The 14397-nt window shown below is 69.0% G+C and carries 13 protein-coding genes; 6 read left to right on the top strand and 7 right to left on the bottom strand.

What is annotated here, in order from left to right; translation table 11 throughout:
- Nucleotides 1-157 precede the first annotated feature (157 nt).
- Complete coding sequence (locus ACWGI8_RS25345) at nucleotides 158-1024, bottom strand: helix-turn-helix transcriptional regulator (protein ID WP_453664213.1); 867 nt, start codon at nucleotides 1022-1024, stop codon at nucleotides 158-160.
- 144 nt (nucleotides 1025-1168) lie between these two features.
- On the opposite strand from ACWGI8_RS25345, the gene ACWGI8_RS25340 reads away from it, so the two are divergent.
- Both ACWGI8_RS25340 and ACWGI8_RS25335 read left to right on the top strand, forming a co-directional pair.
- Nucleotides 1169-2221, top strand: coding sequence for an NAD(P)-dependent alcohol dehydrogenase (locus tag ACWGI8_RS25340; protein ID WP_453664211.1), 1053 nt, complete (start codon nucleotides 1169-1171; stop codon nucleotides 2219-2221).
- Nucleotides 2222-2348: 127 nt separating this feature from the next.
- Entirely contained in the window at nucleotides 2349-2711 is a 363-nt protein-coding gene (locus ACWGI8_RS25335; protein ID WP_453664210.1) for a DUF1330 domain-containing protein, read from the top strand.
- Between the two features lie 29 nt (nucleotides 2712-2740).
- Here ACWGI8_RS25335 and ACWGI8_RS25330 read toward each other — a convergent pair whose 3' ends face one another.
- From ACWGI8_RS25330 to ACWGI8_RS25310, 5 genes are all read right to left on the bottom strand, one after another.
- The gene (locus ACWGI8_RS25330) at nucleotides 2741-3148 is read right to left on the bottom strand and encodes a hypothetical protein (protein WP_453664208.1); all 408 of its coding nucleotides are present in this window, start codon (nucleotides 3146-3148) and stop codon (nucleotides 2741-2743) included.
- Nucleotides 3145-4851 (bottom strand): right-handed parallel beta-helix repeat-containing protein, encoded by a 1707-nt coding sequence (locus tag ACWGI8_RS25325; RefSeq protein ID WP_453664206.1) that lies wholly within the window; start codon nucleotides 4849-4851, stop codon nucleotides 3145-3147. The genes ACWGI8_RS25330 and ACWGI8_RS25325 overlap by 4 nt, the downstream gene beginning before the upstream one ends.
- A gap of 139 nt (nucleotides 4852-4990) precedes the next feature.
- Entirely contained in the window at nucleotides 4991-5473 is a 483-nt protein-coding gene (locus ACWGI8_RS25320) for a hypothetical protein (RefSeq protein WP_453664205.1), read from the bottom strand.
- A gap of 480 nt (nucleotides 5474-5953) precedes the next feature.
- Nucleotides 5954-6595: a histidine phosphatase family protein gene (locus ACWGI8_RS25315; RefSeq protein ID WP_453664203.1), complete on the bottom strand. Its 642-nt coding sequence runs from the start codon at nucleotides 6593-6595 to the stop codon at nucleotides 5954-5956.
- A 46-nt stretch (nucleotides 6596-6641) separates the two neighbouring features.
- Nucleotides 6642-8069 carry a DUF418 domain-containing protein gene (locus tag ACWGI8_RS25310; protein ID WP_453664202.1) on the bottom strand — a complete coding sequence of 476 codons (1428 nt, stop codon included), beginning with the start codon at nucleotides 8067-8069 and terminating at the stop codon, nucleotides 6642-6644.
- 198 nt (nucleotides 8070-8267) lie between these two features.
- Here ACWGI8_RS25310 and ACWGI8_RS25305 point away from each other — a divergent pair, with 198 nt between their 5' ends.
- Nucleotides 8268-9047 (top strand): response regulator, encoded by a 780-nt coding sequence (locus ACWGI8_RS25305; protein WP_453664201.1) that lies wholly within the window; start codon nucleotides 8268-8270, stop codon nucleotides 9045-9047.
- Entirely contained in the window at nucleotides 9044-10147 is a 1104-nt protein-coding gene (locus tag ACWGI8_RS25300) for a sensor histidine kinase (protein WP_453664199.1), read from the top strand. The genes ACWGI8_RS25305 and ACWGI8_RS25300 overlap by 4 nt, the downstream gene beginning before the upstream one ends.
- 42 nt (nucleotides 10148-10189) lie before the next feature.
- Here the strand turns inward: ACWGI8_RS25300 and ACWGI8_RS25295 are convergent, their stop codons facing one another.
- Nucleotides 10190-11611, bottom strand: a complete 1422-nt coding sequence (locus ACWGI8_RS25295) for an ATP-binding protein (protein WP_453664197.1) — start codon at nucleotides 11609-11611, stop codon at nucleotides 10190-10192.
- Nucleotides 11612-11864: 253 nt separating this feature from the next.
- Here ACWGI8_RS25295 and ACWGI8_RS25290 point away from each other — a divergent pair, with 253 nt between their 5' ends.
- Entirely contained in the window at nucleotides 11865-13940 is a 2076-nt protein-coding gene (locus tag ACWGI8_RS25290) for a tetratricopeptide repeat protein (protein ID WP_453664196.1), read from the top strand.
- Between the two features lie 26 nt (nucleotides 13941-13966).
- On the top strand, nucleotides 13967-14389 hold the full coding sequence (locus ACWGI8_RS25285) for an HIT family protein (protein ID WP_453664195.1): 423 nt from the start codon (nucleotides 13967-13969) through the stop codon (nucleotides 14387-14389).
- Nucleotides 14390-14397: the final 8 nt, after the last annotated feature.

The raw sequence follows: 14397 nt of genomic DNA, 5'->3' as shown, positions 1-14397 counted from the left end.
GCTCCCGGAACACTCCGGGAGCCGCCGCCGTCGTCGTCGTACGGCGTCGTACGGCATCCGCGTCGTCGTAGGCATCCGCCCGGTGCCCTCGTACGGCATCCGCCCGGTGCGCCGAGGACGCCCGGTGCGCGTGGCATACCGCCGGCACCGGGGACACTCAGTGCGTCGCCCGGGCGGTCGTCACCTCGTCGACCCCCCACTGCGCCAGCAGCACCAACGACTCCGCGGACGCCGACCCGGGCTCCGCGTGATACGTCACCAGCGACAGATCATGGTCGTCGGGCAGCCTCAGCGTCTCGTACGACAGCGTCAGGTCACCGACGAGCCGGTGATGCAGCCGCTTGGTGCCATGGCCCTTCTCCTGCACCGTGTGCGCCGCCCACAGCGTGCGGAACTCGTCGCTCTTGACCGACAGCTCCCCGATCAGCGCCGACAGCTGCGGATCGTCGGGATAGCAGCCCGCACACAGCCGCAGCACGCTCACCACCTCGACCGCCTTGCACTCCCAGTCGACGTACAGATCGCGTGCACCCGGGTCGAGGAAGACCAGCCGGGCCACGTTCCGCTCGTGCGGCGGCATCGCCGCGAAGTCGCCGAGGAGGGCGCGCGCCATCCTGTTCCAGCCCAGGATGTCCATCCGGCGCCCGACGAAGAACGCGGGCACCCCGTCCATCGCGTCGATCAGCATCTGAAGCTGCGGCCGCAGCTTCTGCCCCGCGCGCGCCGCCCGCTTCTTCTGTTTCTGGTTCGGCTTCGCGAGATGAGTCAGATGGTCGCGCTCGGTGTCGGAGAGGCGCAGCGCGCGGGCGATCGAGTCGAGCACCTCGGTCGACACGTTCTGGCCGTTTCCCTGTTCGAGCCGGGTGTAGTAGGCGACGGAGACCCCGGCCAGCTGCGCCAGCTCCTCACGGCGCAGCCCCGGCACGCGGCGATGGCGGCCGAAATCGCGCAGCCCGACGTCCGCGGGCTTCAGCCGGGCCCGCCGGGAGCGCAGGAATTCGCTGAGTTCGGCACGCTGGTCCATACCGTCAAGTATTCCGGTCCCTCGCCCGGAGGCACGACGGTGAGCCTGACCCTGCCAGTAGTAGGCACGGCAGACGTACCCACGGCAGGCGTACGTACGACAGAGGCCTGGGTGACCTGCGGAGATCGCGGCACGCTCGTAGACATGACCACATATGCCACCACCGTCCCCGCATACGCGGCCCCCGCCGCGAACGCTCCGCTGGAGCGCACCACCATCGAGCGCCGCGCGCTGCGCGAGCACGACGTACTGATCGACATCAAGTACGCCGGTATCTGCCATTCCGACATCCACCAGGCCCGCAACGGCTGGGGCGAGGGCATCTTCCCGATGGTTCCCGGCCACGAGATCGCCGGCATCGTCACCGAGGTCGGCCCGGGCGTGACCAAGTTCGCCGTCGGCGACCGCGTCGGCGTCGGCTGCCTCGTCGACTCCTGCCGCGAGTGCGACAACTGCAAGGCCGGGCTCCAGCAGTACTGCACGGGAGGCAGCGTCCTCACGTACAACGCCCTCGACAAGGACGGCGAGCCGACCTACGGCGGCTACTCCACCCACATCGTCGTGGACGAGGACTTCACCGTCCGTATCCCCGACGGGCTGTCCCTGGACGTGGCCGCGCCGCTGCTGTGCGCCGGCATCACGACCTACTCGCCGCTGCGGCACTGGAACGCCGGCCCCGGCAAGAAGGTGGCCATCGTCGGCCTGGGCGGCCTCGGCCACATGGGCGTCAAGATCGCGAACGCGCTCGGCGCCGAGGTGACCGTGCTGTCCCAGTCGCTGCGGAAGAAGGACGACGGCGTGCGACTCGGCGCCCATCACTACTACGCGACCAGCGACGACGCGACCTTCGAGGCTCTGGCAGGCACCTTCGACCTGATCATCAACACGGTGTCCGCGCCGCTGCCGCTGGACAAGTTCCTGGGGCTGCTGAAGACCGACGGGGCGATGGTGAACGTGGGCGCCCCCGAGGAGCCCGTGTCGCTGAACGTCTTCTCCCTGATCGGCGGCCGCAAGGCCCTCGCCGGCTCCGGGATCGGCGGACTCCCCGAGACCCAGGAGATGCTCGACTTCTGCGCCGAGCACGGGCTGGGCGCGGAGATCGAACTGATCCGGGCGGACCAGATCAACGAGGCGTACGAGCGGGTGCTGGGCAGCGACGTCCGCTACCGGTTCGTGATCGACGCCGCGACGATCTGACGGATCGTCCCGTGCCCGTGCCCGTGCCCGTGCCGGCGCCCGTGCCCGCGCCGGCCGGCTCGCATGCCCTGCCCGGCTTATCCGGCAGGTAATCGACGGGGCGGACCCGTCCGGGCACGATCGGATCATGAGCGCATACGCGATAGGCAATCTGCATCCCGCGGCCCGTCTCGACGACGAGGTCTTCGTCTACATGGAGCGCATCCAGGCCACGCTCGACCCCTTCGGCGGACGGTTCCTCGTGCACGGAGCCCCCGCGCGCGAGGTGCCCGAGGGGGAGTGGCCGGGTGCACTCGTCATCATCGAATTCCCTTCCCTGGACGCCGCCCGCGGCTGGTACGACTCCGAGGCCTACCAGGAGCTGCTGCCGCTGCGCACCCGGCACATGGCGGGCGACGTCCTGCTGATCGACGGCGTACCGCCGGGCTACGCCGCCGCGGACACCGCGGCGAAGCTGAGGGCCGCGCAGGCGCAGGCGCAGGCCTGGTGACTGCCGGAGGCCGTTGATGCCCCCGCTGATCAGACGATGCCGGTCAAACCCTCGATCGCCGTCCGGGCCCACTCCTGCGCCCCCACCGCCGTACCGGCCGCCACCCCGGTCGCGACCGGGGCCAGTGAACCCTTGAGCACGGCAAGCGCGCGGCGGAGCCTGCCTTCCTCGGGGGCGTCCGGCCGGCTGATCGTCGCGAGGACCTCTCTGGCCGCGGACTCGGCGTCCTCGCGGTCCTGATCGGCGAGGCCGGCCTGGGGCAGCTGCTGGAGCAGGCCGGCGACCAGCTCGGCGAGTGCCTCGAAGCCCGGGGCAACCGTGCTGTTGGTCTGCTGGTTCTGGGTGACCGTGTCGTTGTTCCAGGCGAACTGCGCTCCTGAGACCCCGGCGTTGAACACCGGCCCGTCGTAATTGTTGACGTTCTGCGGGTCGTTCATGTGCTGGAACCGTCCTCGTTGGTCTGCTGCTGAATGACGTTGGTGTTGTTCCACGCCAACTGAGCTCCGTGGACCTCGGCGTTGAACACCGGGCCGTCGTAGTTGTTGACGATCGTCGACGGACGCTCGACCGGCTCTTCGATCTGCTTGACGACCGGCAGCGACGTGCGCAGCGCGACCAGGTCGACGCGGCCGTTGTCCTGCACGGCCACACCCCGTGTTCCGGTCACGGAGCAGTCCACGAGGCGGCCGGCGCTCAGGTCTTGGAAGGTGGCACCCACGTGGGCGCAGTCGGCGAACTCGCTGTCTGCGACATCCAGGTAGGCGGAGTCCTTTCCAGCGAGACCTAATGCGTCCGAGCCGGTCACGGTCAGGTTCCTGGCAACGACCCTCGCCTTGCCCATCCCGATGGCCCCACAGCTGTTCACCGCTTTCACGTGACAGTCGTGTACGAACAGCTGAGCGTCCTCGGTGGCGCCGAATCCCACCAACCCGCGCTCCGCCGACACGCCTTTCAGCGTGACCCGCGTCTGGCCGCCGACGGCCACCGCGGTCATGTCGAAGTCATAGAACTCCGAGTCGGTGATGTCGGCCGTGGTGCCTGCGTTGCCCTGGGTGTCCACGCCAAACGGGCTGCGCTCCACGCGCACTTGCTCGAACGTGGCCCTGGCCCCGTCGAGGACCCGCAGTGCGGGAGCCGTCAGGTCCTGGATCTCGACCCGAGTGAAACGGCCTCTGGCTGCGTCGGTGACCGCAATGCCGACGTTCCCTCGCAAGATCCGGCAGCCGTGGACCTCCGGAGCGCCACCCTCGGTCGCGAACACCGCGACGTTGCCCGCGTCGACGATCTCGCAGTCCTCGAACCTGCCACTGCCCGAGGTGGTGACGTTGATGCCGGTGTCGCGGCACTCGGTGAACGTACAGCCGCGCACCAGCGGGGCGGCACCACTCACCACCGCGATCCCGTGTTGCGCATCGGTGACGCGTGTGTCGTCCACGGATCCCCTGGACTGCTCCGTGAAAGCGATCCCGTCTGCGTGCACGGAGTTGATCGCGCAGCTGGTCACGGTGAGCTCAGCCTGCGTGTCCGCGATGATGGCCGCGTGTCCGGTGCCGCTCAGCTCGCACCTGGTGACTTGGGCACGTGCCCCGCTGACTCGCACGCCATGGATCCGGCTGCCCTCGATCCTGCTGTCCCGGACCGAGACATGGGCGCCTTCGATCACCGCGACCGCGTTGTCGGCGGCGTCGGTGAACCGGCATCGTTCGACGAGCCCGCCGGACCCGGTGAAGAGGGTCCGGCCGTGCAGGATCACGCTGTCCCGCAGCGTCACGGAGGTGTTCGGCCTCGCGTGCACGCTGACGCCGTTGTGCGCCCGGATCTCCGAGTGCTCGAGCGTGAGCGTTCCGGCGTGGCAGCCGACGACATCGGCGTCGCGGCCGATCAGCACCAGGCCGTGGACATGGACCGACCCGAAGGCGTCGAGGACGGCACCACGGGGCCTGCTCACCACCACGGAGCCGGGGCCGCCGATGGCGGCCAACCGGACGTCGCCCCGGACAGTGAGCGTCTCCTCGTAGCGACCGGGCGCGATCTCGATCAGTGCCGCTCGGCCCCGTCCGGCCGCGGCAGAGAGAGCGGATCCGATGTCGGGGTAGGCACGACGACCGCCGTGCGGCGAGACGAAGTACCTTGCGACCATTCCCGGCTTCCCCCCACGCCGTTCACTCGGAACTGTCCATGTTATCCGAGCAGTTGCGCCGTGGCTCGCGCCGTGGCTTCGGGCGTACGCGTGGGTACGCGTAGGTGGAGGAGTGCCGGGGAGGACGCCTGCCCGCGCCCTACCCCGCGGGGGCGGCGGGCGCCGACACGAGCGGTGGCGTCGCGGTCTCCGGGATCTCCTCGTCGGCCATCGACTCCGGCGTCTCCATGACGGCCGCGGCGGCAGCGACGTCCGGGACCTCCGAGAGATCCGGGTCGGCCACCGGATCCTGCGGGCCCCACGGGTCCAGCAGCACGGGCGATCCGGGCAGCCCCGGCAGCGTGGCGGCGGGCAGCTCCGTGCCGCCGTTCCATGAGCCGTCCAAGAAGCCGTTGAGGAAGCTCAGGACGTTGCTCATGAGGTCGTGGACGAGGTCCGGGCCCTGGGGGGCCATATCGACCTCGTCGGTGTCCGTCATCGTGTCGGTCGGCTCTATGGCATCGACCTGCGTCGGAGGTACGGGCTCGGCGGCGAAGGCGTTCGCCGCACCGGCGGCACCGAGCAGCAGGGCGACGGACAACAAGGGCGGGGCCACGACGCGGGACAGCGCTCTGCGGGACATGGGACTTCCTTCTGATGGTGAGTGCGGGGTTCGATCGAATCCCCGCACTCACCGTCAGAGCCCTCGCAACCGACTGCAACCAGGGTGATCGCTTCGAGTGAACGGCCAGGTCAGTCGGCCGCCCGCGCCTCGTGCCCGGTGCACGCTCGGCGTTCCGTCAGGCGGCGTCCGGCCTGCCCGGGCGGGGCGGGTGGATGCAGCGGCGGACGGGGCCGGTGGACGGGCCCAGAGGACTGCGGGCCCGGGCCCACAGTCCTCTGTTGACGCCTTCACCCGGATGCCGGGCCACGGTCGTCCCTGGCGTGATCACCGCATACGGTTCCGAAAGTACGTCCTCGGACATGCTCCACCCAGTGCTGTCTCCCCGACTCCGCCGTCTCTCCGATGCCGCCTCGGGCCCCGAGACGCACGAGCAACCTGAGGTCCTGCCGTGCCCGTGCATCACGTCGGACAACGACGCCTTCCACGTCCGTAGACGCGTCACACCGGGGCAGGCATCACTTTCAGGACGGTCCCACGCCTCTCGGACGGTCGCGCACCGACGTGCTCGTCGACGCCGCCGTGACCAGGACGGCGGCAGAGAGCGATGTGGCTGAGCCGCACGTTCCAGCAGCCATCGCGTGATGTGAGGGAAACCGCGGTCAGGGGCGGCACATCGAGATGCCAGAAGGCCTTTGCCGGTGCGGACAGAGCGTGGATGAGCGAGGCCCGTACAACGGCCGGCTCGGCGATGGCCAAGGTGCGGCCCGCGTCGGGCGGCACGGTGCTCAGCCAGTCCGCGGTCCGGCGGCAGAGCTGGCGTACGGACTCGCCGCCGTGTGGTGCGGCATCCGGATCCGTGAGCCAGGCGGCAATTCCGTGGGGGTCGGTGGCGGTGATTTCGTCGACCGTGCGGCCGCGCCACGTGCCGTAGTCGAAGTCGCGCAGCGCGGGCTCCGGCGTCGACTTCACGCCGAGTGCGGCAGCGGTCTGCGCGCAGCGGAGCGACGGCCCCCGGACGGCCCGCGAGTACGAGGGGAGCGCTGTTCCGGCGGACCCTGCCCCGTGCAGTGCCTCACGGCGGTCCTGATGCAGTGCCCCACGGCGATCCTGATGCGCTGCCTGATGCACTGCTTCACGCATTGCCTCACGCACTGCCTCATGCAGGCCGAGTTCGCTCACGGGTACGTCACCGAAGACTGCATCCCTGGTGAGGTCCCCGGCGGTGGCACACAGAAATGTCAGGCGAACAGTCATACGGCTGACCTTCTTCCTGGACCGGCAGGACGCCGGAAGGTTGTGAGACTGCCGAGATCTCCGGGGGCCTGGGAGGCGGCAACGCTGCAGGCCGGGCCCCGGAGAGGGTTTCGTTGCCCGCCGCCGGAGAGCTGACCAGGCAGGCGGGTGTGGTGACGGCATGCAGCAGGTACTCCAGTGGTCCGCGCCGGAAGGCCCGGGTCCAGAGAAGGGCCGCCGACATGGCGACCACGGCAAAGCCGAGGAGGGTCAGCAGGGCGGCAGAGTCCTGCCGGCCGCTGATACCCAGGGCCTTGATGGCGATGATGTGGCCGACGTATGCGGTCAGGGAGATGGAGCCGACCGCGACGACCGGCGCGGTCGCCCACCGCAGGCGCGCCGCGGGGGCCGTGGCGACGAGGCAGACGGCCAGGACCACCAGGCCGACGCCCGTGTTGCCCAGAATCGACCACGTCGTCTGGCTGTGCGGCGCGGCCACCAGCAGCCAGGCGGGAACGCCTGTGGCGGGGTCTTCACCGACGCCGTCGGCCCACCAGGCCGATGCCGCCGCCGTGGTGCCCGTGGCCGCGTTCACGGCGGCCAGCGCACCCGGGACCAGGTGCAGGGCCAGCCATGAGCCTCCGTAGCCGATCACGGCCAGCGCGCCGCCGGACAGGGCCATCCTGGCGCGTACGCCGGGCCTGGTGAGGTCGAGCTTGGCCACCGCCATTCCGGCGATGACGAAGGACAGCCAGGTCAGTACCGGGTAGGCGCCGGTGATGAACAGCTCGATGATCCCGTCCGAACCGGTGATCCGGGCCAGCGGATCGAAGGCGATGACGGTATCCGCCCAGCTTCCGTCCGCGACCGCCATCCGAAGCAGATACAGGACAGGGGGCAGTACGAGCGCGGTCGACGCGGCGATGACGGCCAGCGTGCCGGCCCGCAGCCGGTAGAGCGGAAGGGTGAGGACGAAGAGCAGCCCGTAGACGGCGAGGATCACGTCGACGTCGGTGCCCAGGGCGGTCAGGGCGTACCCCAGGGCGATCAGGACGGCGGAGCGGATCAGCACCCTGGCCACGGCCTGCTGCCCTGCGAGCCCGGTCCGCGGTTGCGGGCGGCCGGTCAGCAGGACCAAGGTGAAGCCGGCGAGCAGAGCGAACAGGACAGCGGACCGGCCGCGCGCCAGCTCCATCACCCAGCCCAGCGGGCCGCCCACCGACGGGTCGGGGCCGACGTGGGCCGCGAACATGCCCAGGATCGCCAGACCGCGCGCCAGGTCGATCCCGATGAGTCGTCCTGTCGACGACGCACGGGAAGGGCGGCTTGCGCCGACCGCTGATCCCTGGGACGGCACGGCCGGCAGGACGTCGTGCCTCATGTGCTCAAGGGTCCGGGTCGGCTGCCGGGTTCAACCATCCTGCACGTGTCCGGAACCACCCCCGCCGACTGGCTGGCGAGGTCCCGCCGCCCGGCCGGATCCGGTGTCCGGCACCGGCGGGGCGAGCCTCGGCGTGGTACGAATCGGACAGTGGTCCGACGGCGGTCCGACGGTGGTCCGAAGGCGAGTGGAGCACACGTGATCCGGGTACTGGTGGTCGACGACGAGGCCCTTATCCGTACGGGCTTCCAGCACATCCTCGACGCGGCGGACGACATCGAGGTCGTGGCGACGGTTCCGGGCGGCCTGGCGGTCCGGACGGCGCAGGAGGTACTGCCCGACGTCGTGCTCCTGGACATCCGGATGCCGGACGTGGACGGACTCACCGTCCTGGCCAGTCTCCGCCGGCTGCCCAACCCTCCGGTGGTGGCCATGCTCACGACATTCGACATGGACGAGTACGTGGTGGCAGCACTGCGCTCGGGCGCCGCCGGCTTCCTGCTCAAGGACACCGACCCCGAGGAGCTGCCGTTCCTGGTGCGGACCCTGGCCGACGGCGGCACCGTACTGTCGTCCAAGGTCACGCGGACGGTCGTGGACGGCTACCTGGACGCCGGCTGCCAGGAACCCGCCGCCCGCAGCCTCGACCGGCTGACCGAGCGCGAACGCGCCGTACTCGTTCTCATCGCCGAGGGCCTGTCCAACAGCGACATCGCCACCCGGATGAACCTGAGCACCGGGACGGTCAAGGACCATGTGAGCGCCATTCTCACCAAGCTGGAGGTGGGCGGCCGAGTCCAGGCCGCCCTGCTCGCCGAACGGGCCGGCCTCCTCAAACCGGCGCGGGAGCCGGAGCCGGAGCGGTCGCGGGATGGGGAGCAGCCTCGGGATCAGGGGCGGTCGCGGGATGGGGAGCAGCCTCGGGATCAGGGGCGGCCTCCGGATCGGGACCGGCTTCCGGATCAGGAGGAGGAATGACCCCCCGCCGCCTGCCCGCCCCCCTGCTGGACGCCGCTCTCGTCGCAGCCTCGCTGCTCGACGTCTGGGTCCACTTCGACGCCGACGAGCGGCTACGGATGGCGTGCGCCCTGGCCGCTGCCTTCGCTCTCCTTCTGCGCCGCCGGCTGCCGCTGCTCACCTTCCTGCTCACGCTGCCCGCCGTCCTGTTCTCCGACGCGATCGTCGCCGCGCTGGCCGCGCTGTACACGCTCGCCACAGTCACGCGCCGCCGCATCCTGCTGGCCGTCTGCGCCCTGGCGTTCACGATCAGCGGCATCACCTCGTGGCCCTCACCGGCCTTCGACCTGTCGGACACCTCGACCTTGATCACTCTGGGCTATACGGCGGCGACGGCGGCTGCTCCCGTCTTCCTCGGCCAGCTCGTCCAGGCCCGGCGTGATCTGTCGCTGCGGCTCGCCGAGATCTCCGAGGCACGTGATCACGAGCGGCAGCTGACCGCCCAGGCCGTACTGGCCAAGGAACGCGCGCAGCTCGCCCGGGAGATGCACGACGTGGTCTCCCACCAAGTCAGCCTGATCGCGGTACGGGCCGGAGCGCTCCAGGTCGGCACCCAGGACGCCGAGGTCAAGGAGGCCGCAGCCACGATCCGGCGGCTGAGCGTCAAGACCCTGGACGAGCTGCGGCACATGGTCAGCGTCCTGCGCGCCTCCGGGGGCCGCCCCACAGAGCTGACCCCGCAGCCGTCCCTGGTCGACCTCCAGCAGCTGGTCAGCAGCAGCGGCATCGATGCCGAACTGCGGACGGACCTGCCCGACGGCCTTCCGCCCACCGTCCAGCGCGCCATATACCGCACCGTCCAGGAAGCGCTGACCAACGTACGCAAACACGCCCCCGGCGCCACCGCGTCGGTTCACATCCGCCACGAGGACGACGTCGTCCGTGTCACGGTCACCAACACCGCACCGACCCGGCCCTCCCTCCCGCTGCCCAGTGCGCACTACGGCCTGGTCAGCCTGCGCCAGCGCGCCGCACTCCTCGGCGGCACCGTCAGCGTCGGCCCGACGGCCGACGGCGGCTACGAACTTCGCCTGGAGCTTCCGGTCGAGGGCACGTCGTGACCGGATACGCCGGGCCGTTGGCCAGCCCGGCGACCGGGTGCGTCAGGCCCACGCCTCGAGGAGGTCCTCCGGCGTGATGCTGAGGACACCTCCGGCAGTGCAGCCGCTACGGGCGACGGCAAGCAGAGGAGTGTCATCGTCGGCGCCGGGGAGCTGGGAGCGGTGAGTGATCAAGCGGGCGAGATCCCGATGATCGAAGGGCTTGTTCTCCAGCCATTTGATCGATCCGGCGAGAGTGATCTTCTTGGCGATGGGCGAACGGTCGGCGCCGATGATGTCGATTTCCGGGTCGTTGGTGCGGGTCCAGTATCCGCCGACGGCGTTGGTGTCTTCGGGGAGCCGGTCGTCGGCCAGGCGCCGGAGGGCTTCGCGGATGACCGGCTCAACGGCCCGGCCCCGCCAGGAGGTCCAGCCGGCGCGGATGGAGGCGAGGACGAGGTCGCCGCGGCCTCGTTCGACCGCGGGAATGCCGGGGCCGATGAAGGAGAGCCAGAAGCGCAGGTAGGGGTCGTCGACGCGGTAGCGGGTCTCGCGGCTTGGCTTGGTGGACAGAGGCAGGTCGGCGGCGACCACGCGGCGGTTGATGAGCAGTTCCAGGGAGCGCTTCACAGAGCCGGGGTTGAGGCCGCCGGCGGCCCGGCCGATCAGCGTGAAGGTGCGTTCGCCGTGTCCGATGGCCCCGAGGACGGTGCGGGCCTGCGCTTCGGTGGGGAAGTCGGCGGCAAGGGCGCGCTCGCCACTGACGAGCAGGGCAGAGGTCGGCCTGCGCAAGGCTTCCTGAAGGTACTCCCAGAGGTCTGCGCCGTGCGGCCATTCCTCCAGGATCAAGGGGAGCCCGCCGGAGATGAGGTAGGCGTCGAAGGCATCGGCCGGGGGCAGGTCGAGCATGGTGGCGACGTCGCGTGGGGTGAGCGGGGGAACCACCATTTCGGTTCCGCGCTGGTAGAAGGGCCGTCCGTAGGTGTTGAGCTGCTCCATCATGGCGACGTCGGAGCCGATGAGGACGAGCAGTACAGGCAGCTTGGACAGGGTTCGGTCGAAGGCCTTTTGCAGAGCGCCCTCGAAGGTGGGGTCCTCTCGTACGAGATAGGGCATCTCGTCGAGAACGACGACGCTGGGCGTATCGGTGGGCAGGGCTGAGGCGAGCAGATTCAGGGCCGCGTCCCAGGACTGCGCGGCGGCGAAGTCCGTGAAGCGGTCGGCGTCCGGGAGGCTGGACGCGGCAACCTCGGCGGTGAAGCCCGCCAAGTCCTCCTCCCGGGAGCCGCCGACGGCGGTGAAGAAGACATGGGGAAGTTCTGCCCGCTCCAGGAACTCCTCCACCAGCCGGGACTTGCCGACTCGGCGTCGTCCACGGATCAGCACCGCACGTCCCGGACGTCCACCACGCCCGCCGGTCTTCACGGGACGCAGCAGGTCGTCCAGGAGACGTAGCTCGGCTCGGCGTCCGATGAATCCGTTCATGGCGTACCGCCTCACTCATGGACCCTTCGAAAGTTTCTTCGAAGAAACTTTCTTCAATGCAAGTATCCTAGGGCTTGCAGATGGTGCGCTGGAAGCGAGCCTCTTCCGCAGCCGTGTGCAACCGCTCATGCTGGAGAGGCCCGGAGTTATGGGGGTGCCGGCGATGTGACCGTCTCGTCAGGAGCTCAACCGTCGGCGTCGACGGAGCAGTTTTGTCGGCCGTAGAAGCGAGCTGGCCGCCTTCCGGGAGAACTTGGCCCGCGATCCTGAGGATGACGCGTTCCAGTACCTGTTCCACGTGCACGGCCAGGCCGGGGTGGGGAAGTCATCGCTGGTAAGACAGTGGGACATCGTGGCACGCGAACGGGGAGGTGCGACCGCCTATCTCGATGATGAAGTGCACAGTGTCATCGAGGCGATGGAAGCGATCAGTCTCCAGTTCGCCAGGCAGGGCTTGGCATTCAAGGCGTTCGAGAAGCAGTTGGCCCTCTACCACCAGCGATGTCATGAAGCAGAAGCGGTAGCGGGTGCCCCGGGGCCAGGTGATGCCGAGTCCGGGTCTCTCCTTGCTCCGACAACGTCCAGCATCGTGGCAGCCCAGGCTTCATTGGCCGGACTGGGGTTGTTGCCGGGGGTGGGGGCGGTGGCCGGCGCCATCGATCCGCAGCAACTGGCGCGAGGTGCGGACCGGTTACGGACCTCACTCAGCGCTCGGTTCCGCAGCCACAGCGATGTCCAACTGGTGCTGTCCCCGCTGCGTGTGCTTATACCGGTCTTCCTGGCAGATCTGGGTGAGGCAGCCGAGCGGCGTCCCTGGCTGGTGCTGTTTGTGGATGTCCTGGAGCAGACCGGATCGTTGCTCAACGAGTGGCTGCGTGAAGTCCTGGTCGATGACGAGTACGGGGAACTGCCCAACAACGTCCTGGCCGTGCTGTCCGGACAGGGCGGTCTCGATGCCCGCTGCTGGGGAGACTACCTGGACCTGGTGACCGAGGTTCCCCTTGACGTGTTCACGGAAGAAGAGGCCCGGCAGTTGCTGGCCGCACGAGGCGTTGTCAGCGAGAACGTCATCCAGGTCATCCTGCATCTGACAGGCCGGCTGCCGGTACTGGTCGACACACTCGCCCAGAATCGTCCCCAGGATGTCGGCGAGATCAATGATCCGTCCGGCACTGCGGTAGAGCGGTTCCTGAAATGGATAGCCGACCCACAGCTGCAGGACATCGTCCGGTTCTGTTCCCTGCCCCTGCACCTGGACGAGGACATCTACCGTGCCATGGTTCCCGAGGCATTGGCTGATCAATACGGGTGGCTGCGGAGCCTGCCCTTCGTTACCGGCTCGCCTGGTCGTTCCCGCTTCCACGACGTGGTCCGCGCCTCCATGATCCGCCTGCACCGCACCCAGTCCCCCGCACGCTGGCAGCAGCAACAGAACCATCTCGCCAACGTCTACCACCAGCGCTGTCGGGCGGAGGAAGACGTCGTGCCCTCAAGCGCACACTGGGGCAATGCCGTGTGGCGGGAACACAAGCTCAATGAGATGTACCACCGCTTGTGCGCCCATCCCGCTCAGGCACTGCCTGACTCGCTCCGCGAGATCGTCCTGGCGTGCGAGCACGGAGTTGCCGTAGTAAGGCGATGGGCCCAGGCATTGCTACAAGCCGGACACGACGCCGACAGCCCGGCACTCACGGAATGGGGACGGCTGATCAGCACGTCGTCCGCAGGATCCGACGAGGCGCCCGGCACTACCGGTGTTCTCACTCAGTTGATTGGCGCACGAGAGCTTCCCACCACTGGTCGCGCACTGGCCTACACGCTCCGAGCCGACGAACACCGCGCAGCGGGGAAGTACGACGACGCCCTTGACGACTATGCCACCGCCGTGTCCTTGGCCCCCGACTTGCATCGCGCCCACTGCGGCATCGGCGAGACCCAACGGCTGGCAGGCCGCTATGGGCAGGCCCTTGCCTCGTTCAACCGAGCCCTCGACATCGCCCCATGTGATACAGAGAGCGTTACGGGTCGCGGATTCACCTATCTCCTCATGGGACGCGACGAAGACGCCCTGGCTGACTACGACCGAGCCGTTGAACTCAGCCCCCACCGTGCCTGGCCGATCGCCAGTCGCGGGGAAACCTTTCGCGTCATGGGCCGCTACGACGAGGCACTGACCGACCTCACCCATGCCCTCGAACTCAGCCCCAACTATGCGTGGCCCAGGGCAAGCCGCGGTGAGATCTACTGCCGTCTGGGGCGCTACGATGCCGCCCTCTCCGACCTCAATGGGGATGCCGGCCGATCGGAATCGGAATCGGCCGGCGGGTGACGTCCCGCCCTTGGCAGGGTGACCGGATGGACTGCACTTTCTGTCGTCTGATCCGCGACGACACTGCTCGCTGGGTGAGCTGCGGCCCCGTGGCCTCGGCGTTCGCTCCACTGAACCCACTCGCGCCAGGGCACACCCTGGTGATTCCGACCTCCCACTACGCCGACATCTTCGACACTCCGGCGGAAGTCCTGGCCGACACCATGGCGCTGGTCCAGCGACTTGCCGGGAAGATGCGGACCGAGTTGCAGGCCGGAGGTGTCAACATCCTCAGCGCCAACGGCCCCGGCTCGGAGCAGTCGGTACCCCATCTGCACTTCCATGTGGTTCCCCGCTGGTCGGATGACGGATTCTCGACCTGGCCGACGCAGCAGTCCCAGCACCAGACGGCAGGCGACCCGTTCACACAACTTGCCGACGCCATGAGGCTGCCCGGTCACGCGAGATGACGCACCAC

It is taken from the genome of Streptomyces sp. NPDC054841 (genome assembly GCF_053611045.1).
The sequence above is the reverse complement of the archived record's forward strand: the minus strand, read 5'-3'. Positions and strand labels throughout refer to the sequence as shown.